Consider the following 26552-nt stretch of genomic DNA (forward strand, 5'->3'; position numbering starts at 1 on the left):
CACGACCTGGGAGGTACCTCTAGGTTGGGACGCGTCTACGGTCAGTGACAGGTGGGGCGCGTATTCGGAACGGGCTGAATACGCAAGGAGGGCAGTGCGATGGGTTCCGCGAATCGCGACGGGGACAAGTACGAGACCGTCGACGGCAGCAACTCCAAGTCGTGGCTTGCCTACTTCGGCGAAGAGCTGCGGTTGGCGCGCGAGCTGCGCCAAATGTCGGTACGCCAACTCGCCTCGCACACCTCGTACTCGTACCAGCAGGTCAGCAATGTGGAGGCCGGTCGCCGTACGCCCTCCGAGCCGTTCGCCAACGAGGTGGACGCTGCCTTGGACACAGGCGGCCGGTTCTCCCGCATCCTCCGCCGGGTCCTGGCGGACGCACTGCCGGACTGGTTCCAAGGCGCGGCACGGGAGGAGGCTCAGGCGGTCCGTGTCAGGACGTACCAGAGCCAGGTCGTGCACGGCTTGTTGCAAACCGAGGCCTACGCCCGGGCACTGCTGCGTGCCGGAAGGCCCAGGGACTCGACGGAGCGCATCGAAGCGCTGCTGGCAGGACGTCTGAGCAGGCAACTGGTCCTCGCCTCCGAGGCCCCGCCCTTTCTCTGGGCCATCCTGGACGAGGCGGTCCTACGCCGTCCGGTGGGCGGCCCGGCCGTTATGGCCGAGCAGCTCGAAGAACTCCTGAAGCAGGCCCAGAACCCCAACGTGATGATCCAGATCCTGCCCTTCGCGGCCGGGGCTCACGTGGCAACCGACGGCTCCTTCACCCTGTGGTCGTACCAGGAACGTCCCGATGTGCTTTACGTGGAAGGTCTGTTGAGCGCGAACCTCGTGGAGCGCGCGGTAAGCCTGGAGAGCGCCCGCCTGTCATACGATCTGCTGCAGGCTGCCTCGCTCCCAGGTGAGCACTCGGCCGACCTGATCCGTGACGCCTTGAAGGGATACACCACATGATCGATCTGACCGGTGCCACCTGGCGGAAGAGCACGTACAGCGGCGGACAGGGCGGCGAGTGCGTCGAGGTCGCCGACGGCTTCACGGTGGTCCCGGTGCGGGACTCGAAGGACCCGGAGGGTCCGGCGCTGCTGTTCTCGGCCGACGCCTGGTCCGCCTTCGTCGCCGAGCTGAAGGCGGACGGTTTCCGGGCCTGACCCTGCCCGGGAGGGCAACCATCAGGGGCGCGGGGAACTGCGCGCTCAGCCGTCCACCGGCCGGTGGTCCGGCACGGACCGAACAGCCCCTTCGGGTCGGTGACGACCCGCGCCCCGGTGGGGGCTGAGCGCGCAGTTCCCCGCGCCCCTATGTGCTCGGCCCTGCCGAAGAGGCAGCCCGCGCCCGCCGCGGCCGGAGGACATTTGTACTGGTCGACGGGGGACATCCGGGGCTGCCCCCGGGTGGGGGCTCGTGCGTAACGTCGTCGCATGGACATGACGGGGGCCGCCCGGTTCCGGGCGGTGCGGAAGAGATTCGGCAGCGTCGAGGCGCTGGCAGGCCTCGACTTCACGCTCGCCGCAGGCGAAACCGTGGCGCTGCTCGGACGCAATGGCGCGGGCAAGTCGACGACGATCGCGCTGCTGCTGGGGCTGGACCGGCCGGACGCCGGCGAGGTGCGGGTGTTCGGCGGGGCGCCGCGGGAGGCCGTGCGGGCGGGGCGGGTGGGGGCGATGCTGCAGGTCGGGCAGCCGATCCCGCGGGCCACCGTCAAGGAGCTGGTGGGGTTCGTGGCGTCCACGTACCCCCGCCCGCTCACCACCGCAGAGGCACTCGACCTCGCCGGGATCGGCGAGCTGGCGGGGCGGCGGGTGGACAAGCTGTCGGGCGGCCAGGCCCAGCGGCTGCGCTTCGCGCTGGCAGTGGCGGGCGGCCCCGAGCTGCTCGTGCTGGACGAGCCGACCGCGGCCCTGGACGTGGAGGCGCGGCGCGCCTTCTGGCGGTCGATGCGCGGCTACGCGGCCCGCGGCAACACCGTGCTGTTCTCCACGCACTACCTGGAGGAGGCGGACGGCAACGCTGACCGCGTCGTCGTCATCGACCAGGGCCGTACGGTCGCCGACGGCACCGGTGAGGCCATCAAGCGCCGGGTCGGCGCGACGCTGGTGTCCTTCGACCTGGCGGGCGGCGGCACGGAGGGCCTGCGCGGCCTGCCGGGCGTGACCGCCCTTGAGGTCCGCGGCGACCGGGCGATCCTGCGCAGCGCCGACTCCGACGCGACGGTGCCGGCCCTGGCACGGGCCGGCCTCGTACGCAGCCTCGCCGTCGCACCGGCCAGGTGCTCGCTCTTTTGGCCGGTTACGCTGTGTTCTCCTACCGGCGGAGCGCACGGACCGTGTGATGGGTGGCGCAGAGGAAGGCCGCAGGCCGCGGCTCCCCGGCAGGCGCTCGATGGACGCGATGCCGACGGGGACGGGGACCGAGATGGCGACGAAGGACGATCCGGGCGGGCAGCGCTGCCGCCGCACACCGTGGTGGAAGCGCGGCCCGATGGAGTTCGAGCAGGAGATCGAGCACCTCAACGCACCCGACGGCGGTGCGCTGATCCCGTGGATCCTGATGGTGATCGGCCCGGGCACCGACGTGCTCAAGGGGGAGGTGCCCGTGCCGTGGCTGGCCGCGGCGGGCCTTGCCGCCTTCTGCGCGCTGTACGTGTGCACGATCAGGGCCGCGTTCAGCCCGCGCCGCCTGCCCACCACCCGGCTGCCGTACGTCCTGCTGGGCGCGCTCGCCGCCCTCACGCTGTCGCTGTCGATCGGCTACGGCGGCAACTTCATGCTGCTGTTCGTGCTGGTGTCGCTGTGCGCGGGCAGCGTCTCGCGCAGCCGGCGCACCCTCGGGGTGATGCTGATGCCGCTCAGCGCCGCCGCCGGCACCACCTCGGGCCTGCACCACGAGGGCTTCTGGAGCACCGCAAGCCTCTCGTACGGCACCTTCCTTTCCGGCCTGGTCGTCTCGGTGATCATCACCCTCTTCCACGCGGTGGACCAGCTCAAGCGGACCCGGCAGGAGCTGGCGCGCAACGCCGTCGCCGAGGAGCGGCTGCGCTTCTCCCGCGACCTGCACGACCTGCTCGGCCACACCCTGTCCGTGGTCGTCGTGAAGGCCGAGGCGGCCAGGCGGCTGGCGCCGCGCAACCTGGACGCGGCCCTCACGCAGGTCGGCGACATCGAGTCGGTCGGGCGGCAGGCGCTCACCGAGATCCGCGAGGCCGTCACCGGCTACCGCGAGGGCAGCCTGTCCACCGAGCTGGACCGGGCGCGCTCGGCGCTGGCCGCCTCCGACATCGAGGTCGTCCTGCAGGAGTCGGGGCCGCCGCTGCCGCCGCAGACCGAGGCGCTGCTGGGCTGGGTGGTACGCGAGGGCGTCACCAACGTCGTACGCCACAGCGGCGCGACCCGTACCCGTATAGAACTGCACGCCGACGACGGCCAGGCCCACCTGACCATCACCGACAACGGCCGCGGGCTCACCCCGCCGCCCGCCGCCGGTACGACCGCCACGCTCCAGACCACCCGCACCGGAACCGGCCTGCGCGGCCTGACCGAACGCCTCGCCGCCGCGGGCGGCTCCCTCACCTCGGGTCCCGCCCCCGAGGGCGGCTTCCGGGTCGCGGCCGTCCTCCCGGTCGGCGAGGACGTCTGAGGCCTCAGCTCTTTGTGCCCCTGAGGTCGGCCACGAGCCGGAAGCGCTGCAGCACCAGCGGGGTGTCGTCGTCCACGGTGAAGTCCGGGTCGTCCATCGCGGCCCGCATCTCCGGGCTGTGCCAGAACTCCTCGTGCCCGCGCCGCCACGCGGCGACGCTGTCGTACCCCTCGCCCTCGTCCAGCGCGTGCGCCAGATCCACGTCCCGCAGCGGCGCAACCCGCACCTCGGTCGTCTCGATGACGGCGACGGCCCGCTCGTCGGAGTCCACCACGACCCCCCGCTCCCCGACCTCGGGCAGCGCCTCCCCTTCGTGCTCGTAGTCCGCGACCACCCCGGTCGTCGACGTCTTGCTCCCGTCCAGCACGGCCCCCACGAGCTGATCCCGCAACTCCCCGGGAAACCCGAACTGCACGATGCCCAGCCCGGCGAGGTCCACGTCTGCGCTGTCTGCCATGGGCACCACGCTAGCCCGCGGGCCAGGCGGCGAGGACGTCGGCCGGGGACCAGACCACGTCCACGGCTCCCGACGGGAGTTCGGCCCCTGACCGGGTGGCGACCACCAGGCCGCTGGTCCCGGGGACGAAGCCGGGGATCTGGGGCGCGGCGCGGGTGAGGGCGGCGAGGTCGCGGGCGTCGAAGGCGGAGTCGAGCCACTTGACCGAGCCGGCGAAGTACACGGTGCCTGCGACGGGTGCGCGATCGGCGCCGACGAGGTCGACCTCGGGGTCGAAACGCCGGTTCCACCAGCCCCCGACGGTCTCGGCGTCCGGCCACGGAAGGTCGCCTGCGATGGCGGCCAGCTCCAGGGACTCCCTGACCAGCGGCTCGACCGCCCGGCCGCGCCAGGCCGACCAGCGCCGCCGCACCACGTCGAAAGCCGAGTCGGGTCTGCCCCTGCGGGCCTGCTCCTGCGCGGAGCGCAGGGCCGCCAGGTAAAGGCGCAGGTTGCTGTCGGCCACCCGGTAGAGGGCGGGCTTGCCCGCCTTGGTGGACAGCGGCCGGTCGGTGGCGAGTACCCGCTTCTCGTCCACCAGGCGGTGCAGCAGCGGGGACAGCGCCCCCGAGGCGAGCCCGCCCTGCCTGCCGCCGGCCGCAGCCGCGATGTTCGCGTGGGTGCGGTCCCCGCTGCCGACCGCCTCAAGGACCCGGCGGGTCTGGTCGGGTGCGGGGAACTCGGCCATCAGTGCGGACTCGGGCACGCCGAAGAGCGGTGACGCCGGGTCGGCGCACTCGTCCTCGATGAAGGCCGTCGCGGGCGTGCCGTGCGGCCAGACCCGCAGGATGCCGGGCAGGCCGCCGGACACCAGATGGGCGTCGATGGCGTCGGCCGCGTCCAGTCCCAGCGCCCGGCCGGTCTCGGCGGGGTTGAGCGGGCCGAGGGCCATCGTGTCGGCACGGCCGTAGAAGGGCCGGTCGTACGCGGTGAGGCGCTCCATCATGTGCAGGTCGCTGCCCAGGAGCAGCAGCAGGACCGGCCGCCTGGCCAGCAGGCGGTCCCACGCGGTCTGCAGCGCACCGTCGAAGAGGTCGTCCTGCTCCGCCAGCCAGGGCAGCTCGTCGACGACCACGACGCAGGGCCGGTCGGGCAGGACGGAGGCCAGCACGCGGAAGGCGTCGGGCCAGCTGCCGGACCCGGCTGCCGGGACCAGCTCGGGGTCGCTGGGCACCCCGGACTCCCGCAGCTCCGTGAGGAAGGCGCTCACCGCTTCCACCGGGGACGCGCCCTTGGTGGCGGTGAAGAAGAGGTACGGGACCTCGGCGCGGTCGCAGAACTCCTGCACAAGCCGGGACTTCCCGACCTGCCGCCGCCCGCGCAGGGCGACGGCCGTCCCGTCGCCGGAATCCGCCACCCGGTCGAGCCGCTTGCGCAGCAGGGCCAGCTCTTGCCGCCGCCCGACAAATGTCTCCGCCATCACCCTGCTCCCGTCTAGGTAGAAACTTTCTCCGTAGATTCTATCTACCTAGATTGCATCTACCTGAACCCACGCTACAGAGCGGGGCGCGCAGCCGCTGGCCGCGGTGGCTGGGGGTGCCCTTGCGCAGGGCGGGGAGCGTTTTTCAGGGGCGCGGGGAACTGCGCGCCCAGCCCCCACCGGGCGCGCGGGTCGTCTCCGTCTGAAAGGGGCTGTTCGGTCCGTGCCGGACCACCGGCCGGTGGGGGGCTGGGCGCGCAGTTCCCCGCGCCCCTGGGCGTCGCCCCCCCTGCGGAAGCGGACCGCCCGCCGCAAAGGGCGCCGCTCAAGCCGCCGCGGCCAGCGGAAGGGGTCAGGTTGGGGGGAGTTTGCGGTGGCGGCCCGGGGGTGGTGGGGGAGGGGTGTCCGGGAGCTCCGGGGAAGCGGGGCCGCGGTGGCGGCCGGGCTGGGGCTCGGCGGCAGAGGTGCTCGGCTCGGACATGTTCGTACTCCCCGTGGAAACGCGTTGGCGCCGCCGAAAGCGGGCAAGCAGGGAGAACCCTCCGTCACGTTGGGTTCCCCGATGCCCGACGGCGAGTGGCGAGTCTACTGGCCTGCGCAGCACCCCCGTCACGCGGGTCACCCCGCGAGCGGTGCCTGCTGCAAGGGCAGCACACACCACTCCCGGCGAGCGGGGAGCGCGGGGAGCGCAGGCCGAGCCGGGAGCGCCGGGAGGGCGCGCGCCACGACACCCGCACCCCCGGCGGAGCCGCCCGGCTCGGGCCACCCCGCCGGCGGCTCGTAAGCCGCCAGCCCGGCAGGGCACTGTTCGTCGGCGTACGGCAGCCGCAGCTCGTCGCCCGGCAGCCACATGCCGGCCGCGCCCAGCCACCCGGGCGGCGACGCCCGCCAGTGCAGGCGGCGTTCGCCGGGGCGCCACAGCGCCAGCGACTCGGCCCCGCCGGGGACCTCGGCCCGCAGTGCGACGACCGACGCCTCGGGCATGAGGATCTGGCCGGGCTGCGCGGCGACCGGGGTGAGCAGCACGCCGGGCACCCGCAGGGCGTCGGGGAAGCGCACCGGGCGCCTGCTGCCGAGCACCCCCCACCCGAGCCGCGCCTCACCGGTGGCGTCGCTGCGCAGCAGCAGGAGTCCGCTGTCGGGCTCGGCGAGCAGCAGCCGGTCGTCGCTGTCCTCGGTGATCTCCAGCAGCGGGCTGGTGCGCCCGGTGTGCAGGTCGGCGGCGACGGCCTTGGTCCGCCCGTCCTGTTCGCTGTCGACGGCGAGCAGCCGCCCGGCCCGGTCGAGCCAGACCCCGCCGGTGCACCGGCCCGGCACGGCCATGACCGGTTCTGGTACGCCCTCGGACGTGCGGTGTACACGCCAGACGCCGGTGCGGTCGCCGTCCTCGTCGTAGGCGAGCGCGTACGCGGCACCGCCGGGTGCGGGCGGCAGCAGGCGTACGTCGGCGCCGACGAGCGAACCGACCGGCAGCTCGCCGGTGTCGGGTCCTGTCGGGTAGAGCAGGGCGAGGTCGTGCCGGTCGGCGACGCGGCGCCTGATCAGCACCCGCCCGTCGGTGAGCGGCAGCACCTGGGTGCCGGGCTCCTCCGGCTGCGGCCCGGGCAGCGGTACGGCGTACGGCTCGGGTCCTGCGAGCGTCCACCGCTCGGCGAGCAGGCCCCCGCCTGCGGAACCCCCCGCCGGCGGAACGGTCTCGGCGAGGCAGGCCGCGTACGAACCGTCCGCGGCGACGGTGAATCCCGACCGGCGCACGGTACGCGGTGCGCCCGCCGTACGGAGCGCGCTCATGGCGCCTACTGCACTGACGGTCATATGAATCGTCCACCTCCGGCTCAGGACCGTACTTTTCGTACTTCCGGACGATCAACGCGAGTGGGTGCAGTTCACACGTAAGGGTGTCGGTTCGCGTGAATTCGCCTCGCGCGCAGGGCGGTTGTGCTCCCGGAGGGGGGCGGAGGAGGTCATTCCGCACGCTCAGGTTAGGCTCACCTAAGAAAGTGCCCGAGAAGTTGCTGAGAACCGTTCCAGGAGTGCCCCCATGTCTCTTCGGCGCCGCCACACCGCCGTCGTCGCCCTCGTCGTCGCCGCAGGCCTGTCCCTCGCCGCCTGTGGAAGCTCCTCCGACAGTGCCGGGAGCGGCACCGGCAACGGCGCCGCGGCCAAGGGCAAGGACAAGCAGTCCGTCGCCAAGGGCGGCAAGGACTTCGGGTCGGCCGCCGACAAGACCGCCGCGATGGGCACCGACGCGGCGCCGGGCCGGTTCCCGCGCACCGTCACCCACGCCATGGGCACCACCGTGATCAAGACGCGGCCCACCCGGGTCGTCGTCCTGGACGTCGGCGAGCTGGACAACGTCGTCTCCCTCGGCGTCAAGCCGGTCGGCTACGCGCCCAGCGAGGGTTCGCCGGAGCTGCCGTCGTACCTGAAGAAGGACGGCGGGCAGCCGAAGAGCGTCGGCACCATCAACAGCCTCAACCTGGAGGCCATCGCGGGCCTCCACCCCGACCTCATCCTCGGCAGCCAGCTGCGCGCCGCCCCGCAGTACGCGGCTCTCAGCAAGATCGCCCCGACCGTCTTCTCCATCCGCCCCGGCTTCACGTGGAAGCAGAACTACCTGCTCAACGCAGCCGCCCTGGACAAGACCGCCGAGGCCAAGGCGAAGCTCGCCGACTACGACACCCGCATCAAGGCGCTCGACGCCAAGCTCGACGGGAGGTTCGGCGCGCACAAGCCCGTCGTGTCGATGGTCCGCTACATGCAGGACGGCAAGACCCGGCTGTACGGCAACGCGTCCTTCATCGGCACGATCCTCAAGGACGCCGGCATCCCGCGGCCCAAGATCCAGGACATCGACGACCTGGCCGTGGAGATCTCCGCCGAGAACATCGACAAGGCCGACGGCGACTACATCTTCACCGGCGTCTACGGCGACCCCGGCACCACCGACAAGGCCCGCGCCCAGTCCAACCCGCTGTGGAAGAACCTCCGCGCGGTCAAGGCCGGCCACGCCTTCGACGTCCCCGACGAGACCTGGTACCTGGGCCTGGGCGTCACCGCGGCCGACCAGGTCGTCGCCGACCTGACCCACTACCTGGCGGGCTGAGCCCGGGCCCGTCCGTACGCGGTCCCGGCCCCTCCCCGCGGTGACCATCGCACTGACCATCGCGGCGACCACCGCGGGGCGGCCCGGGCGGCAACCCGGGTAACCTTCATACGTGCCTCGCCTCTCCGACGTCATCGCCGCCCTCGACGCCCTCTGGCCCCCGGCACTGGCCGAGTCCTGGGACGCCGTGGGCCTGGTGTGCGGCGACCCGGCGGCGGACGTCACCCGGGTCGTCTTCGCCGTCGACCCCGTCCAGGAGGTCGTGGACGAGGCCGTCGAGGCCGGCGCCGACCTGCTGGTCACCCACCACCCGCTGTATCTGCGCGGCACCACCACCGTCGCCCCGGTCGGCCCGGCCGGCTTCAAGGGCCGGGTCGTGCACGACCTGATCCGCGCCGGCGTCGCCCTCTACGTCGCGCACACCAACGCCGACCGCGCCGACCCCGGCGTCTCCGACGCCCTCGCCGCCGCCGTCGGCCTGCGCGTCACAGGCCCGCTCGTACCCGACCCCGCCGACCCCGAGGGCCGCCGCGGCCTCGGCCGTATCGGCGTACTCGACGAAACGCTCAGCCTGGCCGAGTTCGCCGAGCAGGCCGCCCGCGGGCTGCCCACCACCGCGACCGGTCTGCGGATCGCCGGCGACCCGGCGGCCCCGATCCGTAGCGTCGCCGTCTGCGGCGGCTCGGGCGACAGCCTCTTCGCACAGGTGCGGGCCGCGGGCGTCGACGCCTACCTGACCGCGGACCTGCGCCACCACCCCGCGTCCGAGGCCCGCCAGGCCGCCGGCGGCACCCCCGCCCTGCTCGACGCCGCCCACTGGGCCACCGAGTGGCCGTGGTGCCCGCAGGCCGCCCGCGAGGTCGACGCGCTCGCCGAGCGGAACGGCTGGGCGCTGAGCACCCAGGTCTCGTACGCCGTCACCGACCCGTGGACGGCGCACGCACCCTCCGCTTCTCCCGTCCCTTCCAGCAGCCCAGGAGCCCCCCGCTGAACGCCGAGCCCGCCGACCAGATCCGCCTCCTCGAAGTCCAGGCCCTCGACGCGCGCATCGCGCAGCTGGACCACAGGCGCAGGACCCTTCCCGAGCACACCGAGCTGGAACGCCTCGGCGCCGACCTCGCCCAGCTGCGCTCCCTGCTGGTCGCCGCGCAGACCGAGGAGAGCGACACCGCACGCGAGCAGACCAAGGCGGAGCAGGACGTCGACCAGGTACGCCAGCGCGCCGCACGCGACCAGCAGCGGCTGGACTCCGGCGCGCTCGGCCCGAAGGACCTGGAGAACGTGCAGCGCGAACTGGCCTCGCTGGCCAGGCGGCAGTCCGACCTCGAAGACGTCGTGCTCGACGTCATGGAGCGCCGCGAGGCCGCCCAGGAGCGGGCCACCGAGCTGGCAGGCCGCGTCGAGGCCGTACAGGCCGAGGCCGCGCAGGCCGAGACCCGCAAGTCCGCGGCGCTCGAAGGCATCGACGCCGAGGGCTTCACCGCGGCCAAGGAACGCGAGGTGCTCGCCGCGCAGGTCCCCGACGACCTGATCAAGCTCTACGACAAGCTGCGCGCCCAGCAGGGCGGCGTCGGCGCCGCCCGCCTCTACCAGAAGCGCTGCGAAGGCTGCCGCCTGGAACTGAACATCACCGAGCTGAACGAGGTGCGGGCCGCGCCCGCCAACGAGGTCGTGCGCTGCGAGAACTGCCGGCGGATCCTGGTGCGCACGGCGGACTCCGGGCTGTAGCCGGTGGCTGACGCCACGGTTCTTGTGCTGCTGCGGCACGGGGAGACCGCGCACACCGAGCAGCGGCGCTTCTCCGGCAGCGGCGGGGACGATCCCGCGCTGTCGGAGCGCGGACTGGCACAGGCGGGGCAGGCGGCGTCGGCCCTCGTCGCGGGCCGCCACGGGATCGACGCCGTCGTCACCTCGCCGCTGGCCCGCTGCCGGCAGACCGCGCAGGCCGCCGCCGACCGCCTCGGCCTGCCCGTCGCCGTCGCGGACGGCCTGCGCGAGACCGCCTTCGGCGCATGGGAAGGCCTCACCTTCGCGGAAGTGCGGTCACGCTACCCGGCCGAACTGGACGCCTGGTTCGCCTCCCCGGCCGCCGCACCGCCGGGCGGTGAGAGCTTCGACGACGTCACCGCCCGCGTCACCCGCACCCGCGACGAGCTGCTCGCCGCGCACTGCGGCCGTACGGTGCTGCTCGTCAGCCACGTCACACCGCTCAAGACCCTGATACGCCTCGCGCTGGGCGCCCCCCACGAGGCCGTCTTCCGCATGGACCTGGCCCCCGCGTCCCTGTCCGCGACCGCCCACTACACCGACGGCAACGCGTCCCTGCGCTTCCTCAACTCCACCACCCACCTGACGTGAGCCTGCGGGTCTCCCTGCCTCAGCTTCGCGGTGCGGCTGGGGCGAGCCCCGCGGCCTCCTTGGCCAGTGCGGTGACGCCCTCCCAGTTGCGGGCCGCGAGCAGGTCCTTGGGCAGCATCCAACTCCCGCCCACGCACGCGACGTTCGGCAGCGCCAGATAGTGCGGCGCCCGCGCCGCGTCGATCCCCCCGGTCGGGCAGAACCGCGCCCGAGGCAGCGGCGACGCCAGCGAGCGCAGGAACGGTACGCCCCCGGCGGCCTCCGCCGGGAAGAACTTCATGTCCGTGACACCGCGGTCGAGCAGGTCGATGACCTCCGAGGGCGTCGAGACACCCGGCAGGTACGGCAGCCCCGTCCCGCACATCGCGTCGAGCAGCCGCTCCGTCCACCCGGGACTGACCAGGAACCGCGCCCCCGCGGCCGCCGCCGCCGCGGCATGGTCCGGCGTCAGTACGGTCCCGGCGCCGACCACGGCCTCCGGCACCTCGTGCGCCACGACCTGGATCGCCTCCAGCGCGGCGGGCGTCCGCAACGTGATCTCGATCGCCCCGAGCCCCCCGGCGAGCAGTGCGCGCGCGAGCGGTACGGCGTCGTCGGCGTCTTCGACGACGACGACCGGTATCACGGGCGCGATCCCAACCACGGAGTCCATGCCACCATCCTGTCCCCCCGCCCACACTCTCTGCAACGCCCGTTGCGCCCTCTGCAACCCCCTTCGCGGGGTGCGCCACGGGTGTACCTGCCCCTTGCGGCGGGCGGCCGCCTTTCCCGGGGCGGGGGGGTACGCAGGTGGGTGCCACTTCCTGTGGCGTCGCGCCTCTCCCGCCCGTGGGGCTGGCACTTCCCCGCGCCCCTGGGGAGGTGGCTGCCGTCACCACACGACGGTCCGTGGTGGTTGCTCGCGCCGTTCCCCGCGCCCCTGACGGTTGCCCTCTGCCCGCAGGGCTGGCGCTTTCAGGCGGCGCCCTCTGCGCAGGAGGGTGAGCGTTTTCAGGGGCGCGGGTAACTGCGCGCCCAGCCCGAGGAGTGGGAAAGCAGCAACGCCACAGCAAGTGGCAATCACCCAGGGGCTCGGGGAACTGCGAGCCCAATCACCCACTCACCGGAAGGTGCGAGCCAACAGCAAGTGGCATTCACCCAGGGGCGCGGGGAACTGCGCGACAAGCCACCACGGCGCGCAGGCCGGAAGCCCACCGCGAGGGGCAGGATCCCCCCAAGCTCCCGGCAGGGCTCAGTGGAGGTCCCGCACGAGGACGTCCAGACGTCCCCCGTCGGCCTCGACGGTGAACCCGAGATCGCGAAGGTCCCGCGCAAGCGCCGCCGGGGTCCGGGGCGAAGCCCCGGAGGTCATCAGCGCCCGGACAAGGCGACCCTTGGTCGCCTTGTTGAAGTGGGACACGACACTGCGCCGCTCGACGCCGTCGACAACCGTCACCTGCAGCACCCGCACGGTGGCAGTGCGCGCCCCGACCTCCCCCTGAGCCCGCCAGGCCCCGGCATACGCCGAGGACCTCAGGTCGAGAACGAGCCCACCCCCCACCACCTCGGCCAGCGCCGGCTCAAGATGCGGCTTCCAGTACGCCGCAAGCCCCCCGGCGGCGGGCAGCCGCACCGCCATCGAGCAGCGGTACGCCGGGATCCGGTCGCCCAACCGCACCGCCCCCCACAGCCCGGAGAAGACCAGCAGCGACCTGGCGGCCCGCCGCTTCGCGGCGGTGTCGAGCGTCGCGAGGCCGAGCGCGTCGTAGAGCACCCCGGTGTAGAGCCGCCCTGCGGGCATCGCGGGGGCGGTGCGCAGCGCGGCGTTCCTGGCGACCTCGCCGCGCAACCCGGGGCTGAGTCCCAGGATTTCCGCGGCCTTGTCCTCGTCATCGGCGCACAGGGCGACGAGTTCGTCGAGTACGGCTTCGCGTGCCGCACCGAGCCCCGGCAGGGACAGCCCGTCGAGCGCGACCGGCCGCCCGCGTACGGCGGTGGCCTTGCCTTCGGACGGCGGCAGCAGGACGAGCACGACTTGTCTCCTTCACGATCCGCGGCTCCGGCGAGTGCGTCCCGCGGGCGGGCCTCAGGCCCGGGTGCGGGTGTCACACGGACGGACCCGCGCCAGCCTACGCGGCGCGGCCGGGCGGTGTGGTGCCCGGCCGCACCCGCGCCGCGGCCGTAATGCCGCGGCATGCCCCGCCGCCACCTGCGCGTTCCCGTGCAAGACGCCACCGCGCTGCGGACCGCGCCGGCCGCGCTGCGTACCGCCCCGGGAGTGCCGGGGGACTTCCCGCCCGAGGTGCTGGCGGCGGCCGCGCGGGCGGCGGCATCTCCCTGAACGTCCCCGAGCAGGAGATCACCCGCAGCGGCGGCGGCTACGTACTCGGCTACCGCGCCCCGCTGCCCGCCGACGCCTGGAACGCCCAGGTCTCCCTGCTCACCGGTATGGCAGCCGCCGACCTGCGGCTGCGCTCGGGCACCGGGATCCTGCGGACCCTGCCCAGCGCCCCCGACGGTTCCGTGGCGCGGCTGCGCCGGGTCGCGCACGCGCTGGGCGCGGACTGGCCGGAGGGCACGCCGTACTCGGCGGTCGTCCGCGCCCTGGACCCGCACCGCACCCGGGACGCGGCATTCGCGCAGGAGTGCACGACGCTGCTGCGGGGCGCCGGCTACACCGTCTTCCGCGACGGCCACGTCCCCGAGCACGCGGTGCACGCGGCCGTCGCGGCCCCGTACACGCACTGCACCGCCCCGCTGCGGCGGCTCGTCGACCGTTACGCGGGCGAACTGTGCGTGGCGGCTGCCGCCGGCAGCCCGCCGCCCGAGTGGGTGCCGGCCGCGCTCGACGCGCTGCCGCCGGAAATGGCCGGCGGCTCCCGGCGGGCCGCCCAGGCCGAACGCGCGAGCCTGGACCTGGTCGAGGCGGCGCTGCTCAAGGACCGGGTCGGCGAGGTCTTCGACGCCGTCGTGATCGACGTCAAGGACACCCGCCCCACCGCGGGCACCGTCCACCTCGACACCCTCGCGGTCGTGGCGCCCGTCGAATCCTCCCCCAAAGCTTCGCCTGGGGGCGCCCCCACCGGCGCCCCGCCCCTCCCGCTCGGCGACCGCCTGCGCGTCCGCCTCACCGAGGCCGACCCCGCCCGCCCCGGCGTGCTCTTCGCCCCCGCCTGATCCACTACGATGGCGTTACGGCAGACGAGCCGGGCGGACGGCCGCGTCAGGACCCCCGGGTCCTGCCGAGGAAGGTCCGGGCTCCACAGGGCAGGGTGATGGCTAACGGCCACCCGGGGTGACCCGCGGGACAGTGCCACAGAAAACAGACCGCCGGGGACCTCGGTCCCCGGTAAGGGTGAAACGGTGGTGTAAGAGACCACCAGTGCCCAGGGCGACCTGGGCAGCTAGGTAAACCCCACCCGGAGCAAGGTCAAGAGGGCGTCGTAGCGATACGCCGCCCGCGCGGACGTCCGAGGGCTGCCCGCCCGAGTCCGCGGGTAGACCGCACGAGGCTGCCGGCAACGGCAGCCCTAGATGGATGGCCGCCACCCGACGGGCCGCGAGGCCCCCGGGAACAGAACCCGGCCTACAGCCCGACTCGTCTGCCGCCCATGCCCTGAGCTGGGCTTGTGGCCCGGTCGGGGCCTCTTCCCGGGGCGTTTCGTATCCCGCGATTTCCCGGGCCGGCGGGAGTAACGGCTCCACCAACGCCCACTGCCCATCCGTCAGGTCCGACGGATACCCACCCCCCCGCGTTGTAGCATCCTGATGTGGCCACCGCAGACGACACGGGAAGAGCGGGTGTGCACGGTGTCGGGCTCTTGGTGCACCGGGAACTGCAATGGAAGTTCCGGGAACAGCATGAGTCCGATGTGGGCATCGATGCCGTGATCGAGGTTGCCAGTGCGGGAAATGCGACGGGCAAGCTGATTGCGGCGCAGATCAAAGCGGGTGCGAGTTGGTTCCGCGAGCCGGCCAAGAGTGAGCGCGGCTGGGTGTTCCGGGCGAAGAAGCGCTTGCTTGACTACTGGCTGGGCTATGAGATTCCCGTCGTGGTGGTTCTCTACAACGAGGCTACGCAGCAGGCGTACTGGCAGCACGTCAGCATGACCCACGTGACCCTCACGCGTTCGGGATTCCGCATGACGGTGCCGGAATCGCAGCAGTTGGAGCATTCTGCCGCAGGTAAACTCTCTGCGCTTGCGGCCTTCCCTCTCGCGGCGCCTTTGCTCAGGCATGTCGCAGAGTTACGCGATACCCTCGGCGCGGATCACCCCCAGACCCTGTCCGCCACCGCCGATGCTGCGGCCGCTTTCCAGAAGGCAGGCGAATACCGTGTGGCCGTCGATTACGGTAAGGACGCGCTTGCACGGTTTCGCAGCGTGTCCGGGGCAGATCATCCGGACACGCTGGAAACTGCTTACGGCTTAATATGCTCCCTGAATCTCAACGGCGAGCACGAAGCCGCGAGAAGGCTGGCAGAGGACACGCTGGCCCGGCGTCGACGCGTCCTGGGGGCCGATGACTACCGCGCCCTGCTCACCGCGGAAGCCCTCGTGACGACCCTGTCCCGGCTCGGCGACTACGACGCGGCGCGCTCGCTCGGCCGCGACACCCTCACCCGTCTGCGCAGCACGCTGGGCGAGGAGCACTCCGAGACCGTCGATTTCGCAGAGGTCTTCGTCACCATCCTGGCTCGTATGGGCGACCGCGAGGGGGTGCTCGACCACGTTCGCCAGGCACTGATGATCAAGCGACAGAAGTTGGGCAGCGACCATCCGCACACCCTGATCGCCGCCCACAACCTGGTGTACACGCTCGCCCACCTGGGCGAGGACGAGGCCGCGCGCAAACTGGCCGAGGACACGCTGGCCCGACGCCGCCGCGTCCTCGGACCGGACGATTTCCGGACCTTGCGAACCGCGGAAGCCCTCGTTTCCCTTCTGTCCCGGCTCGGCGACTACGACGCGGCGCGGGCACTGTGCCTGGACACCCTTCTACGCCGGCGCACCACGCTGGGCAACGACCATCCCGAGACCACCGAGCTGGCCAGAATGCTCCTCGCGATCCCGGACAACATGGGCGAGGACATGGCACTGGACGCAGCGCAGTACAAGTATCTGCGGGAGGCACTCGGCGACGACCATCCCGACACCTTGGCCGCCGCGAGCGCGCTCGCGCTACTGCTCGGGGAATTCGGGGAGAACGAGACCGCCTTGGAAGTCGGTGAGGACACGCTCGCCCGCCGCCGTCGCGTGCTCGGGCCGGATCACCCGCACACACTCGTCACCGCCCACAACGTGGCCGTCACCCTCAACGAACTGGGACACTACGAAGCTGCGCGCAAGCTGGCCGAGGACACGCTCCCGCTCTGCCGTCGCGCACTGGCAGGCGATCACTTCGTGACCCTGCGCATGGCGATCGCTCTCGCGTTCGCCCTGTCGCGGCTCGGTGATCACGAGGCGGCGCGGTCCTTGGGTCAGGACACCCTTACCCGCCTGTGTGCGACTCTCGGTCCGGGCGATCCAGAGGTCACCAGCTTCGCCGACTTCCTCGCCACCCTCCCGCCCCGCCCAGACGGCGCCAACGCCTGAACCCGACAAGGGTCCCGGGGCTGATGCAACGTTCTCGGCCGCCCCGGGCGCCTGGCGGCTTGACGTATGCTGATATGGGAATACGATGGCTGGTATGGCACGAGCAGCGACGACGTCGGACGCGTTCAACGCGATAGCGGAGCCGCAGCGGCGGGAGATTCTCGGGCTGTTGCGGGCGGGGGAGCGGGCGGTGACGGATGTGGCGCGGGAGTTGGGGATCAGTCAGCCGGGGGCGTCGAAGCATCTGCGGGTGCTTCGGGAGGTGGGGCTGGTGCGGGTCAGGGGGGACGGGAAGCAGCGGCTTTACGGGCTGGACGCGCGGGGGCTGCGGCCGATCCACGAGTGGGTCGGCGGCTTCGAGCGGTACTGGAACGAGAGTTTCGACCGGCTGGACGCCTACGTGCAGGACCTGAAGCAGACACGTCAGGAGGAGTGACCGATGGCAGGGGCAAGGCAGGGAGCGCGGGCGGAGGCGGTGGCCGACCGGGAGATCGTGGTCTCCCGGGTCATCGACGCACCGCGGGACCTGGTGTTCGAGGCGTTCACCGAGGTGCGGCACCTGGGGCGGTGGTGGGGGCCTGCGGGCTTCACCACGACCACGCGGTCCTTCGACTTCCGCGAGGGCGGGGTGTGGGACTTCGTCCTGCACGGTCCTGACGGCACCGACTACCAGGAGTGGATCACCTGGACCGAGATCGTCCCGCCGGAGCGGATCGCCCTGGTGCACGGCGAGTCGCGCGACGACCCGAACGCCTTCGAGTCGCTGCTGACCTTCACCTCGGAGGGCGCCGGCGCCGGGACGCGGATCGTGATGCGCACCGTCTTCCCCAGCAGGGAGCTGCGCGACGAGGCCGTCGAGAAGTACCACGCCGTCGAGGGCGGGCAGCAGACGCTGGACAACCTGGCGGCGTACGTCGCCGAGTCCGTCCGGCAGGACCGGGAAGTCCGGGGGAGCCGGGAGAAGGAGGGCCACTGATGGCCGGGAAAGTGTTCGTCAGCGTATCGATGTCCCTGGACGGCTTCAGCGCGCCCGAGTCGATGGAAGGCATCGCCGCCACGGCCGAGCAGCGCGAGCAGGACCCGCGGCTGGACCGCTGGGTGGCGCAGTGGATGGCCCTGCACGCGTGGGTCTTCCCGCTGCGGTTCTTCCAGGAGAACCTGAAGCTGGGCGAGGGCGGCGAGGAGGGCCGCGACAACGACATCGCCCGGGAGACCTTCGAGCGCACCGGCGCGAGCGTCATGGGCCGGCGCATGTTCGACCTCGGTGAGCGGACGTGGCCGCAGGAGGCGCCCTTCCACACCCCGGTCTTCGTCCTCACACACGACAAGCGCGACCCCTGGGAGCGGCCGGGCGGGACGACCTTCCACTTCGTGACGGACGGCATCCACAGCGCCCTGGACCAGGCCCGCGAGGCCGCGGGCGACCGCGATGTCCGCATCGCGGGCGGCAGCGAGACGGTCGTCCAGTACGTCAACGCCGGCCTGGTCGACGAGGTCTCGATCGCCCTGGCCCCCGTCCTCTTCGGCGCCGGCTCCCGCCTGTTCGAGGGCGTGGACGCATCGAGGGTCGAGCTGGAACAGATCCGCTCCGAGCCGTCCCCCCGGGTGACCCACCTGACGTACGCGGTGCACAGGCGCTAGTACGGGACGGTCGCGGCCCGGTCAGCCGAGGGCTGCGGCCAGGGTCGGGGTGGTGGTGGTCAGGAGGGTCAGGAAGGCGGTGGCTGCCGGGGTCGGGGCGGTCGCGCTCCAGATCACGTACTCGACGCGGGCCGGGGCGTCGGTGACCTCGATCGTGCGGACGCCGCTCAGGTGGGGGGCGTACGCGGACGGGAGGAGGGCCACGCCGAGGCCGGGGGCGACGAGGCGGGTGACGTAGTCGGCGCTGGTGACCTCGTAGGCGACGTCGCGGGTGAGGCCGGCCGCGGCGAAGGCCTGGTCGGACTGGGCGCGGCCGGCGGTGCCCGCGGGGAGGTCGACGAAGACCTCGCGGGAGAGCCGGCGCAGGCTCACCGAGGGTTCGCCGGCCAGCGGGTGCTCGGGGGCGACGACCGCGAGGAGGTTGCCGCGGGCCAGTTCGTGGGCGGCGACGCCGCGCGGCTGCTTGGTCGTGGGCAGCCCGAGGAAGGCCACGTCCGCGGTGCCAGCCGCGGTCTGCTCGATGAGTTCGTCGCTCGCGCCGATGCGCAGGCTGATCCGCACCTGCGGGTACCGCTCGTGGAAGTCGCGCAGCGCGGCGGGGACGTCGACCGCGGTGACCGTGGGGATCAGGCCGATCGCGAGGCGGCCGCGTACCTCGCCGACGGCCGCCGCGACCTCGGCCGCGGCGCGCTCGGCGGCGTCCAGGCACTGCCGGGCGGCGGGCAGGAAGGCCTCACCCGCGGGGGTCAGCCGCACGCGGCGGCTGGTGCGTTCGAAGAGCCGGGCGCCCAGCTCCTTCTCCAGCCGCGCGACCTGGTGGCTGAGCGCGGACTGCACGACCAGGCACCGCTCCGCGGCCCGGGTGAAGCTGTTGGTCTCGGCGACGGCGACGACGTACCGCATCTGCTGCAGCTCCATGCATCCATGATGCATCGCGATCGATGGCGTGACAAACATGTGTTGGACTCATCGATCGCCCGCGATGAGACTGGTGGGCATGACAACCCAGACCGTCGAAAGACCGGGCGGCGGCGGCACCGGGGGCCTGCGCGGCAGCGGCGGGGCGGCCCGCCCCGCGAACCTGCCGCGTATCGCACTGACCGCGCTCGCGCCTGCCGTATGGGGCACGACCTACATCGTCACGACCGAACTCCTGCCCGACGGGCACCCGTTGTTCGCGGGCCTGCTGCGTGCGCTGCCCGCGGGGCTGATCGCGCTGGCCTTCACCAGGACGCTGCCGCGCGGCACTTGGTGGTGGAAGGCCGCGGCCCTCGGGGTGCTGAACATCGGGCTGTTCCTGCCGCTGCTGTTCACCGCGGCGGAACGGCTGCCCGGCGGCGTCGCCGCGACCCTGGGGGCCGCGCAACCGCTCGCCGTCGCCTTCCTCGCGGTCGGCGTCCTCGGTGAACGGCTGTCCGCCTGGCGGCTGTTGGGGGGTGTGGTGGGGGTGGCCGGCGTCGGCCTGGTGGTGATCGGGCCGGACGCGGCGCTCGACGGCGTCGGCATCGCGGCGGGACTTGCGGGCGCGGCGACGATGGCGCTCGGCGTGACGCTCACCCGGCGCTGGGGCCGTCCGGCCGGTGTCAGCCCCACCGCCTTCGCCGGCTGGCAACTCACCGCGGGTGGGCTCTTCCTGCTCCCGGTGACCTTCCTCGCCGAGGGGGCGCCGCCGGAGATCGGCGGGAAGGCCGCGCTGGGCTACCTGTGGCTGGGGCTGGTGGGCGGGCTGATCACCTACGCCCTGTGGTTCCAGGGCATCACCACCCTGCCGGTCACCTCCGCCGCCCTGCTGGGCCTGCTCTCCCCGCTGGTCGCCGCCGTACTCGGCGCCGCCGTGCTCGACCAGACCCTCGGCCCCGTCCAACTCCTGGGCTTCGCACTGTCGTTGGCCGCGCTCGTGGCCGGGCAGCTGCCACCGCCGGGGAGCGTACGGAAGCCGGCGGACCCGGAGCCGGTGGACCTGAAGCCGGGCGCCGCCAAACCGTCCGCCGCCGAACCCTCCGCCGTCGCCCCGAACACCCCGAAGGGAACACCCCGTTGAAGATCACCGTCGTCGGAGCCGCCGGCATGGTCGGCTCCCGCGTCCTCGCCGAGGCCGCCCGCCGCGGCCACGACCTCGTCGCCGTCTTCCGTAACCGGCGCCCCGCCGCGGTGCCGGACGGCGTGACCGCCGTCGAGGGCGACGCCGACGACCCCGCCCGCATCAGCCGGCTGCTCGGCGACGCCGGCACCGACGTGGTCGTCGCCGCGACCCGCCCGCCCGCGGGCCGCGAAGCAACCCTGGCCGCGACCACGAACTCCCTGCTGGACGCGGCAGCCGCCGCCGGCACGCGCATCCTGGTCGTCGGCGGCGCCGCACCCCTGCGGCTGCCGGGGGAACCGGAAGGCCTGGTCGCCGACAGCCCGGTGTACGTACCGGCGGAGTACCGCGCCGCCGCGGCGGCCAGCGCCGCCCAACTCGACGTCTGCCGCGCCCACATGGCCGACTGGGTCTACCTCAGCCCGCCCGCGCTCCTCGAACCCGGCGCCCGCACCGGCACGTACCGCCGCGCGACGACGACCCTGCTGACCCGTCCCGACGGCACGTCCGGCATCTCGGCGGAGGACCTGGCGGTGGCGGTGCTGGACGAGCTGGAACAGCCGGGCGGCGTACGGCACTTCACCGTCGGATACTGACGGGCGGGGGTCCCCGGCCGCTACCGCCGCACCGTCGAGTCGCGGATCACCAGGCTGCACGGCATGCGGTGCACCCCGGACGCGGCCCGCCCGCCGATCGCGGCGAAGAGGTACTGCGCGGCGGTGCGGCCCAGCACTTCGAGGTTCATGTCGACGGTCGTCAGCGGAGGCCGGGTCTCGGCGGACAGGACCTCCCAGTTGTCGTAGCCGATGACCGCGATGTCGTCGGGCACCCGGCGCCCCCGCTCCCGTACCGCCTCCACGAAGCCCGCGGCGATCTGGTCGCTGCCGCAGACCACCGCGTCGATGCCGGGCTCGGCGGCGAGGGCGATCTCGGCGGCCTGCCGCCCCCACCGCTGCGACCAGGCACCGAAGAGGACCTCGCCGCCCGCCAGTTCGAGCCCCGCCTCCGCCAGGGCCTCCAGGGTGCCGGCGGCCCGGTCCTGGGCGGCCCGGTAGTGCGGGGACCCGGCGATGTGCGCGATACGCCGCCGCCCCGCGGTCACCAGGTGCTGTACGGCGATACGGGCGCCGCCGACGTCGTCGGGCACGAACGAGACGTCGTCGGGGTCGGCGGACGGGGCGTACGCGTAGACGACGGGCACGGGCAGGTCGCGGCTGATCGAGGGGCGCGGGTCGGTGCTCTCGCCGACGACGATGATCCCGTCCACCCGGCGGGCCGACAGGGTGCGGATGTAGTGCTGTTCGCGGATGGAGTCGCCGCGCGCGTCGCAGAGCAGGACGGCCATCTCACCGGTGCCGAAGGCGTCCTCCGCGCCGAGCAGCACGGGGATGCCGAAGCGGCCGACGCTGTCGCCGGTGAGCAGCCCGACGGTGCGGGTCCGCCCTGATATCAGGCTCTGGGCAAGGGCGTTGGGCTGGTAGGACAGCTCTTCCGCTGCCCGCAGCACCCGTTGCAGCGTCTCGGGCCGCACCTGGCCGCGGCCGTTGAGCGCCTTGGACGCGGTAGCGATCGACACCCCGGCGAGCTTGGCCACATCGGTGATCGTGGTCGCGCGCCGCCGCCGAGGTGCCATCGCCAGGAACGCCTTCTCGTCCGCAGGGAGCCGACGCCGCTCATCTTGCCTGCGCAAAGCCACGCGGGCACCCTTGCGCGGAATCCGGGTGGGCGCGCGGGCGACGCCGGCTGCTTCGGCGGACGGCCGTCACATGTCGCCGACGGCCATCCACAGTTGCACGTCGGACATGTAGAGCCGGCCCGGCCGCTGGGCGGAGGTGTCCGGGACGGTCGTACGCACCACCGGGTGGTCGCCCTTGGTGACGGTCACCTCGGCGCCGGCGTACCGCTCGTTCTGCTTGGTGATGACGCCGCGGAGCTTCTCCGCCAGCTTGTCCGCGGTCGCCTCATCCTTGACAGCCGCGCACAGGATCTCGGTGTTCTTGCCCGAGTCGTCGGCCTGCTGGCCGAGTCCGCTGAGCAGCACCGGCTTCCCGGTGGCCAGCGTGTTGAAGTCGGCGCGGTAGACGTCGCCCATGCAGCCCGCGACGACCTGATACTCCTTCGTGTCGGCCAGCGACTTCCCGTGCGCGGGGTCGGTGGGGGAGAAGCCCTTGGCCTCGGTGGAGTACCGGATCTGGTCCTTGGCGATCACGAAGACCGGCCCCGAGCCGTCGGACGGCTTCCAGACCTGCTCGCCGTCCTGCTCGTCGGCGGTGTAGCCGCTCTTCCGCAGCGACGCCTCGATGGCGGCCGGGTCGAACCTGCCGTCCCAGTGGCCGAGTTGACCGCTGTCGACGGCCGCGTCGATCTGGTCCTGCTTCATGGTGTCCGCCCACGGCCCCGCGGTGTAGCTGCCGAGCACCGCGCTGGCGGGGTTCCCGATGAGGCTGAACCGCTTCGGGTCCGTCGTGCCCAACTCCCGCGCCCTGGCGGTGTCCACGTACGTCACCGCCTTCGCCGCGGCACCGGCCGGCATGTGCCGCAGCGACTTCAACGCCTCGGACCCGCCCCCGCCCGACCCCGACGAACACCCGGCGACACCGGCGAGCAGCGCCACCGCCCCCGCGAGGGCGGCGACAGCCGGTACGTGCGCCTGGCGGCGGGCGTCGGCGGGGGCCTGGACGTGGGCGGACGGGTCGGGGGATCTCCGGGCTATGTGCATGACAGCGGAGTCTATGGGCCGGCACGCGGCCCGTCGGCGGGAACGCCGCCCTCCGCTACGGCAGGTCACCGCGCGGGACGGCGGCCCGCGGGACGGCGGCGGCCAGCGCGGCAAGGGCGGCCACTCCCGCCGCGAGGGAGAGGGCGGCGGTGAGCGACCTGGCCGCCGGCGGGCCGGCGACCGCGGCCCCCAGGGCGTACCCCGTGGTCTTCATGCTGGCGCCGGTGGTGAAGATCTGGCCGCGGAGTCGGTCGGGGGACTCGCGGTGGCGGACGGCGAACAGGGCGGCCAGTTGCGGGCCTTCACCGACGCCGGCGACGAGCGCGGCCACGACCAGCACGGCGGGGCCGCCCGCGGCGGCCAGCGCCAGAGCCGCTGCCTGGACGAGGGCGCCGGCCCGCACGATGGTGTCCGGCGCGAGGGCGAGCGGGAAGCGGGCGAGGACGGCGTTCGCGGCCAGGCCCGAGACCGCCGTGCAGGAGAGCAGCACCGCACCGCGGCCCGCCCCGCCCAGGACCTCCGCCCCGAGCAGTGGGACGCAGGCCACCAGCATGCCCTGGGCGACGCAGCAGACGACCGAGGTGAACGTCGCCCGCGCCAGAGCCGGCCGCCCCGCGATGACCCGCATCCCGGCGGCGAGATCACGGACCACGGACGAGCCGGCGCCCGAGGACCCGGTGCCCGGCGGCGCGTGTGGGAATCCGGCATCCGACGGTCCGGGGCCTGCGGGCCGGTCGGCTGGGGACCCGGCGCTCGACGGCCCGGCGTCGGGCGCCCCGCGGTGGCGGGCGGGCAGCAGCCATGCGGCGGGCACGGCGGTGGCGATGAGCGCGGCGGCGGCCAGCACGGCCGTCGGGGCTCCCAGCGTCTGCGCCGCGACGCCGGCGAGCGCCGGTCCCGCCAGGGTCGCGGCGCCGAACGTCATCGCGTCGAACGTGGTCGCCCGGGACAGGTCTTCGCTCCTGACGACATCGGCCAGTTGGGCGGTCCAGCCGCCCGACAACGCAGGCCCCAGCAATCCCGTGACGACGGCGACCGCGAGGGTGGCCGCGAACGGGAGCCTGCCGAGCCCGAGCAGGATCGCCCCGAGTCCCGCTGCGTACAGGGCAAGTGCCGAGGCCAGCAGGCGTCCTGGCCGTCCCGCCCGGTCGAGGAGCGCCCCGAGGACCGGCCCGCCGACGGCGGCGGAGACCGTGATGCACGCGAGCAGCGACGACGCGTCGACGGCCGACCCGGCCAGGGCGAAGCCCGCCAGCAGCAGCGCGGGGCCTGACATCTCGTCCCCGGTGCGGGCCGCCACCGCTCCGGCGAGATGGCGGCGTAGGGCGTAACGCTTTTGCATGGCCAGGACGTTACGGAGGTAACTCAGAAGTCGGCAAGATGCGTTACATTCACCGGGTGCCCACCACGAGCGGCGACCGGTCCGCCCTGTCTTCCGTCCTGACCGCCGCGCGGCGCACCGCCGCCCTGGTCAACGTCCTCGCCGCCGACCGCCCGGACCCGGTGGAAGTCGCCGGCGTACTCCGGGAGTTCGGCGAGGCGGAACCCCTCGACCTCACCGCCGACGACGTCGCCGGGATGCGGGCCGCCGCCGCGCTGCTGCGACCGGTCTTCGCCGCCGGGAGCGCCGACGAGGCCGCCGCCGTGCTCAACCGCCTGCTGCGGGAGCACACCGGACCGCTCCGGCTGACCTCGCACGGCGGCGGCAGCCCGTGGCACCCGCATCTGGACCGCGACGACGACGCGCCCTGGGACGAGTGGCTCGTCGCCTCGTCCTGCATGGCCCTGACCGTCCTGGTCTGGGACCGGCAGCGCCCGCCGGGCAGGATCTGCGCGTCCCCCGCCTGCGGGAACACCTTCGTCGCCCAGGGCAGCGGCCCGGAGCGCCGCTACTGCTCCCGCCGGTGCGCCACCCGCGAGCGCGTCGCGGCCCACCGCCGCGCCCGCGCATGAAAGCGCCGCCCGCCTGACGGGCAGGCGGGCGGCGCGGGTCGAGCGGTGGGGCTCAGGGAGCGGGGATCAGGAGCAGGCCGTGCCGTTCAGGGTGAAGCCGGTGGGGGCGGCGTAGGCGCCGCTGGTGGTGCCCTGGAAGCCGAAGGACTGGGAGCCCCCGGCCGGGATCTGGGCGTTGTAGGCGAGGCTGGTGGCGGTCACCGAGCCGGAGGAGGGGGACACGGTCGCGTTCCAGGCGCTGGTGATCGTCTGGCCGGAGGGCAGGGTGAAGCCGAGCTTCCAGCCGTTGACGGCGCTGGAGCCGGTGTTGGCCACGGTGACGTTGGCGGTGAAGCCGCCGGACCAGCTCTGCGGGGTGACGGTCACCTTGCAGCCGGACGAGCCGCTGCCGCCGGTGGTGCCGCCGCTGGTCGTACCGCCGTTCGTGGTACCGCCGTCGGTCGAGCTGCCGCCGAGGTTCACCGAGGACGAGAAGGACGTGACGGCCAGGCCCGCGCCGTTCTGCCAGGGCTCGAAACCGGCCTGGACGCTGGTGAGGTACCAGTTGCTCTGGGCCAGGCCGCGGCTGATCGTCTCGTTGGCGAAGGCCTTGACGTCGAAGCTCCAGCTGCTGATCGCCGAGGGCGCGACGAAGGAGATCACGTCGTTGCCGCCGTTGTTGCCGGTCCACACGTCCCATGTGCGCCCGGCGACGTTCGCGCTGCCGACCTTGGAGCCGACCGGCTGGATCGAGCCGACGTGGTTGAACCAGACCATGATCTCGGTCTTGTTGACGCCGTCCTTCTTGGCCGTCGGGTCGAGCCAGATGTCGTAGGCGGCGTCGAAGACGGCGTTGCCGACGTAGGAGTAGGAGATGCTGGTCGGCGCGCTGCTGATCGAGCTGAGCTGCGCCGGCAGGTTGGTGCCGGGGGAGCAGTTGGTGTAGTGGCAGCCGTTGTAGATCGACGGGTACGACTTGGGGGCGCCGTTGGTGGCCACCGAGCCGTCGGCCTGGGTGATCTGGAAGCCGGAGCTGGTGACGTTGATGCACTGGGTCGCGGTGGTGCCCCACCGGTTGTTCTGGACCACGTAGCGGCCCTGGATGGTGGTCGTGCCGTACTGGTCGCAGATCTGGGTGTCCGCGTGGGCCGCGGGCGCCGAGGTCAGCGTGATCAGGCCGCCGGCGGCGACGCCGAGGGCGGCGAGGGCCGCGATCGCGGCCTTGCGGGTGGACCGGAGAGCTTGCTGCAGAGACTTCATGCTGTCCCTTTCGACAGGCACGGAGGTGGGGGGATGTGCAGGCGTTGGCGGGAGTTGTCCCATTCGGTTTCGACGAATTCGATTATGGGAGCGCTCCCATACCGCTCCGAGCACGGGACGATAGGGGGGTGGCCGCACGTGTGGCAAGAGTTGCGTACGTATCGGCTTGAACGCGCGAGTAGCGGGTGGGGTGTTTCTGCGGTTGCGGGGTGGGCGGACTCGCCCGCCGAAACCCCCGCCGACGTGCGGCGATGAAGCCGATCTTGTCCAGCGCCTTGACGCGTGCGCGTCACGCGCTGACACTCCATGTCGAGCCTGGCGGCTGAGAGCG

The 26552-nt window shown here is 73.1% G+C and carries 23 protein-coding genes, 1 other RNA gene and 3 pseudogenes; 17 read left to right on the forward strand and 10 right to left on the reverse strand.

The annotated features are described in order from the left end of the window. Positions 1-99: 99 nt before the first annotated feature. The 4 genes and pseudogenes from JT723_RS02665 to JT723_RS02680 all read left to right on the forward strand — a co-directional run bounded on the left by JT723_RS02665 (position 100) and on the right by JT723_RS02680 (position 3636). The gene (locus JT723_RS02665; RefSeq protein WP_205042664.1) at positions 100-954 is read left to right on the forward strand and encodes a helix-turn-helix domain-containing protein; all 855 of its coding nucleotides are present in this window, start codon (positions 100-102) and stop codon (positions 952-954) included. After that, a complete protein-coding gene (locus tag JT723_RS02670; protein ID WP_205042665.1) occupies positions 951-1151 on the forward strand; it encodes a DUF397 domain-containing protein in 201 nt (66 codons plus the stop codon). The genes JT723_RS02665 and JT723_RS02670 overlap by 4 nt, the downstream gene beginning before the upstream one ends. 270 nt (positions 1152-1421) lie before the next feature. Then, positions 1422-2267: pseudogene (locus JT723_RS02675) on the forward strand (ABC transporter ATP-binding protein); the annotation flags it as partial. A 64-nt stretch (positions 2268-2331) separates the two neighbouring features. After that, positions 2332-3636 (forward strand): sensor histidine kinase, encoded by a 1305-nt coding sequence (locus JT723_RS02680; RefSeq protein ID WP_372441199.1) that lies wholly within the window; start codon positions 2332-2334, stop codon positions 3634-3636. A gap of 4 nt (positions 3637-3640) precedes the next feature. On the opposite strand, the gene JT723_RS02685 is transcribed toward JT723_RS02680, so the two are convergent. The 3 genes from JT723_RS02685 to JT723_RS02695 form a co-directional block, all read right to left on the reverse strand. Beyond that, positions 3641-4093, reverse strand: coding sequence for an ASCH domain-containing protein (locus JT723_RS02685; RefSeq protein WP_205042666.1), 453 nt, complete (start codon positions 4091-4093; stop codon positions 3641-3643). A gap of 10 nt (positions 4094-4103) precedes the next feature. Then, on the reverse strand, positions 4104-5552 hold the full coding sequence (locus JT723_RS02690; protein ID WP_205042667.1) for an AAA family ATPase: 1449 nt from the start codon (positions 5550-5552) through the stop codon (positions 4104-4106). Between the two features lie 618 nt (positions 5553-6170). After that, positions 6171-7343: a hypothetical protein gene (locus tag JT723_RS02695; RefSeq protein WP_240164899.1), complete on the reverse strand. Its 1173-nt coding sequence runs from the start codon at positions 7341-7343 to the stop codon at positions 6171-6173. 250 nt (positions 7344-7593) lie between these two features. On the opposite strand from JT723_RS02695, the gene JT723_RS02700 reads away from it, so the two are divergent. The 4 genes and pseudogenes from JT723_RS02700 to JT723_RS02715 form a co-directional block, all read left to right on the forward strand. Then, positions 7594-8658 carry an ABC transporter substrate-binding protein gene (locus tag JT723_RS02700; protein ID WP_205042669.1) on the forward strand — a complete coding sequence of 355 codons (1065 nt, stop codon included), beginning with the start codon at positions 7594-7596 and terminating at the stop codon, positions 8656-8658. A 112-nt stretch (positions 8659-8770) separates the two neighbouring features. Further along, the gene (locus JT723_RS02705; protein ID WP_205042670.1) at positions 8771-9649 is read left to right on the forward strand and encodes a Nif3-like dinuclear metal center hexameric protein; all 879 of its coding nucleotides are present in this window, start codon (positions 8771-8773) and stop codon (positions 9647-9649) included. Then, complete coding sequence (locus JT723_RS02710) at positions 9646-10386, forward strand: zinc ribbon domain-containing protein (protein WP_205042826.1); 741 nt, start codon at positions 9646-9648, stop codon at positions 10384-10386. Before JT723_RS02705 ends, JT723_RS02710 begins: the two co-directional genes overlap by 4 nt. A gap of 15 nt (positions 10387-10401) precedes the next feature. Continuing rightward, positions 10402-11016: pseudogene (locus tag JT723_RS02715) on the forward strand (histidine phosphatase family protein); the annotation flags it as partial. Positions 11017-11035: 19 nt separating this feature from the next. Here the strand turns inward: JT723_RS02715 and eda are convergent. Beyond that, positions 11036-11668 (reverse strand): bifunctional 4-hydroxy-2-oxoglutarate aldolase/2-dehydro-3-deoxy-phosphogluconate aldolase, encoded by a 633-nt coding sequence (gene eda / locus JT723_RS02720; RefSeq protein WP_205042672.1) that lies wholly within the window; start codon positions 11666-11668, stop codon positions 11036-11038. Positions 11669-12247: 579 nt separating this feature from the next. Then, positions 12248-13027 carry a peroxide stress protein YaaA gene (yaaA, locus tag JT723_RS02725; RefSeq protein WP_205042673.1) on the reverse strand — a complete coding sequence of 260 codons (780 nt, stop codon included), beginning with the start codon at positions 13025-13027 and terminating at the stop codon, positions 12248-12250. Positions 13028-13320: 293 nt separating this feature from the next. Between yaaA and JT723_RS02730 the strand changes: the two are divergent. The 6 genes and pseudogenes from JT723_RS02730 to JT723_RS02755 form a co-directional block, all read left to right on the forward strand. Continuing rightward, a pseudogene (locus tag JT723_RS02730) lies at positions 13321-14172 on the forward strand (ribonuclease domain-containing protein); the annotation flags it as partial. A 25-nt stretch (positions 14173-14197) separates the two neighbouring features. Continuing rightward, positions 14198-14600: RNase P RNA component class A (gene rnpB, locus JT723_RS02735), an RNA gene on the forward strand. A 165-nt stretch (positions 14601-14765) separates the two neighbouring features. Continuing rightward, positions 14766-16589 carry a tetratricopeptide repeat protein gene (locus tag JT723_RS36040; protein WP_205042674.1) on the forward strand — a complete coding sequence of 608 codons (1824 nt, stop codon included), beginning with the start codon at positions 14766-14768 and terminating at the stop codon, positions 16587-16589. A gap of 94 nt (positions 16590-16683) precedes the next feature. Then, the gene (locus tag JT723_RS02745; RefSeq protein WP_205042675.1) at positions 16684-17025 is read left to right on the forward strand and encodes an ArsR/SmtB family transcription factor; all 342 of its coding nucleotides are present in this window, start codon (positions 16684-16686) and stop codon (positions 17023-17025) included. A gap of 3 nt (positions 17026-17028) precedes the next feature. After that, the gene (locus JT723_RS02750) at positions 17029-17565 is read left to right on the forward strand and encodes an SRPBCC family protein (protein ID WP_205042676.1); all 537 of its coding nucleotides are present in this window, start codon (positions 17029-17031) and stop codon (positions 17563-17565) included. Next, complete coding sequence (locus tag JT723_RS02755) at positions 17565-18230, forward strand: dihydrofolate reductase family protein (RefSeq protein ID WP_205042677.1); 666 nt, start codon at positions 17565-17567, stop codon at positions 18228-18230. The genes JT723_RS02750 and JT723_RS02755 overlap by 1 nt, the downstream gene beginning before the upstream one ends. 21 nt (positions 18231-18251) lie before the next feature. On the opposite strand, the gene JT723_RS02760 is transcribed toward JT723_RS02755, so the two are convergent. Further along, the gene (locus JT723_RS02760) at positions 18252-19148 is read right to left on the reverse strand and encodes a LysR family transcriptional regulator (RefSeq protein WP_205042678.1); all 897 of its coding nucleotides are present in this window, start codon (positions 19146-19148) and stop codon (positions 18252-18254) included. A gap of 79 nt (positions 19149-19227) precedes the next feature. On the opposite strand from JT723_RS02760, the gene JT723_RS02765 reads away from it, so the two are divergent. Beyond that, on the forward strand, positions 19228-20271 hold the full coding sequence (locus JT723_RS02765) for an EamA family transporter (protein WP_205042679.1): 1044 nt from the start codon (positions 19228-19230) through the stop codon (positions 20269-20271). Then, positions 20268-20906: an NAD(P)-dependent oxidoreductase gene (locus tag JT723_RS02770; protein WP_205042680.1), complete on the forward strand. Its 639-nt coding sequence runs from the start codon at positions 20268-20270 to the stop codon at positions 20904-20906. The genes JT723_RS02765 and JT723_RS02770 overlap by 4 nt, the downstream gene beginning before the upstream one ends. 20 nt (positions 20907-20926) lie before the next feature. On the opposite strand, the gene JT723_RS02775 is transcribed toward JT723_RS02770, so the two are convergent. From JT723_RS02775 to JT723_RS02785, 3 genes are all read right to left on the reverse strand, one after another. Next, positions 20927-21943 (reverse strand): LacI family DNA-binding transcriptional regulator, encoded by a 1017-nt coding sequence (locus JT723_RS02775; RefSeq protein ID WP_205042681.1) that lies wholly within the window; start codon positions 21941-21943, stop codon positions 20927-20929. A gap of 129 nt (positions 21944-22072) precedes the next feature. Continuing rightward, on the reverse strand, positions 22073-23029 hold the full coding sequence (locus JT723_RS02780) for a hypothetical protein (protein WP_240164900.1): 957 nt from the start codon (positions 23027-23029) through the stop codon (positions 22073-22075). A 55-nt stretch (positions 23030-23084) separates the two neighbouring features. Beyond that, a complete protein-coding gene (locus tag JT723_RS02785) occupies positions 23085-24371 on the reverse strand; it encodes an MFS transporter (RefSeq protein WP_205042682.1) in 1287 nt (428 codons plus the stop codon). A 38-nt stretch (positions 24372-24409) separates the two neighbouring features. Between JT723_RS02785 and JT723_RS02790 the strand changes: the two genes are divergently transcribed. Then, a complete protein-coding gene (locus JT723_RS02790; protein WP_205042683.1) occupies positions 24410-24982 on the forward strand; it encodes a CGNR zinc finger domain-containing protein in 573 nt (190 codons plus the stop codon). Between the two features lie 66 nt (positions 24983-25048). Here JT723_RS02790 and JT723_RS02795 read toward each other — a convergent pair whose 3' ends face one another. Next, a complete protein-coding gene (locus JT723_RS02795; protein ID WP_205042684.1) occupies positions 25049-26221 on the reverse strand; it encodes a glycoside hydrolase family 12 protein in 1173 nt (390 codons plus the stop codon). Positions 26222-26552 lie beyond the last annotated feature (331 nt).

The organism is Actinacidiphila bryophytorum, assembly GCF_016916835.1.
GTDB classification, from domain to species: domain Bacteria; phylum Actinomycetota; class Actinomycetes; order Streptomycetales; family Streptomycetaceae; genus Actinacidiphila; species Actinacidiphila bryophytorum.

Bases quoted from the DNA above. Each gene is read 5' to 3' on its own strand.
- JT723_RS02690 (WP_205042667.1), bottom strand. From the start codon at position 5,552: ATGGCGGAGACATTTGTCGGGCGGCGGCAAGAGCTGGCCCTGCTGCGC.
- eda (WP_205042672.1), bottom strand. From the start codon at position 11,668: ATGGACTCCGTGGTTGGGATCGCGCCCGTGATACCGGTCGTCGTCGTC.
- JT723_RS02745 (WP_205042675.1), top strand. From the start codon at position 16,684: ATGGCACGAGCAGCGACGACGTCGGACGCGTTCAACGCGATAGCGGAG.
- JT723_RS02750 (WP_205042676.1), top strand. From the start codon at position 17,029: ATGGCAGGGGCAAGGCAGGGAGCGCGGGCGGAGGCGGTGGCCGACCGG.
- JT723_RS02685 (WP_205042666.1), bottom strand. From the start codon at position 4,093: ATGGCAGACAGCGCAGACGTGGACCTCGCCGGGCTGGGCATCGTGCAG.
- JT723_RS02695 (WP_240164899.1), bottom strand. From the start codon at position 7,343: ATGAGCGCGCTCCGTACGGCGGGCGCACCGCGTACCGTGCGCCGGTCG.
- JT723_RS02670 (WP_205042665.1), top strand. From the start codon at position 951: ATGATCGATCTGACCGGTGCCACCTGGCGGAAGAGCACGTACAGCGGC.
- JT723_RS02795 (WP_205042684.1), bottom strand. From the start codon at position 26,221: ATGAAGTCTCTGCAGCAAGCTCTCCGGTCCACCCGCAAGGCCGCGATC.
- JT723_RS02760 (WP_205042678.1), bottom strand. From the start codon at position 19,148: ATGGAGCTGCAGCAGATGCGGTACGTCGTCGCCGTCGCCGAGACCAAC.
- JT723_RS02665 (WP_205042664.1), top strand. From the start codon at position 100: ATGGGTTCCGCGAATCGCGACGGGGACAAGTACGAGACCGTCGACGGC.
- JT723_RS02790 (WP_205042683.1), top strand. From the start codon at position 24,410: ATGCGTTACATTCACCGGGTGCCCACCACGAGCGGCGACCGGTCCGCC.
- JT723_RS02765 (WP_205042679.1), top strand. From the start codon at position 19,228: ATGACAACCCAGACCGTCGAAAGACCGGGCGGCGGCGGCACCGGGGGC.
- JT723_RS02775 (WP_205042681.1), bottom strand. From the start codon at position 21,943: ATGGCACCTCGGCGGCGGCGCGCGACCACGATCACCGATGTGGCCAAG.
- JT723_RS02780 (WP_240164900.1), bottom strand. From the start codon at position 23,029: ATGCACATAGCCCGGAGATCCCCCGACCCGTCCGCCCACGTCCAGGCC.
- JT723_RS02785 (WP_205042682.1), bottom strand. From the start codon at position 24,371: ATGCAAAAGCGTTACGCCCTACGCCGCCATCTCGCCGGAGCGGTGGCG.
- JT723_RS02680 (WP_372441199.1), top strand. From the start codon at position 2,332: ATGGGTGGCGCAGAGGAAGGCCGCAGGCCGCGGCTCCCCGGCAGGCGC.
- JT723_RS02755 (WP_205042677.1), top strand. From the start codon at position 17,565: ATGGCCGGGAAAGTGTTCGTCAGCGTATCGATGTCCCTGGACGGCTTC.
- JT723_RS02700 (WP_205042669.1), top strand. From the start codon at position 7,594: ATGTCTCTTCGGCGCCGCCACACCGCCGTCGTCGCCCTCGTCGTCGCC.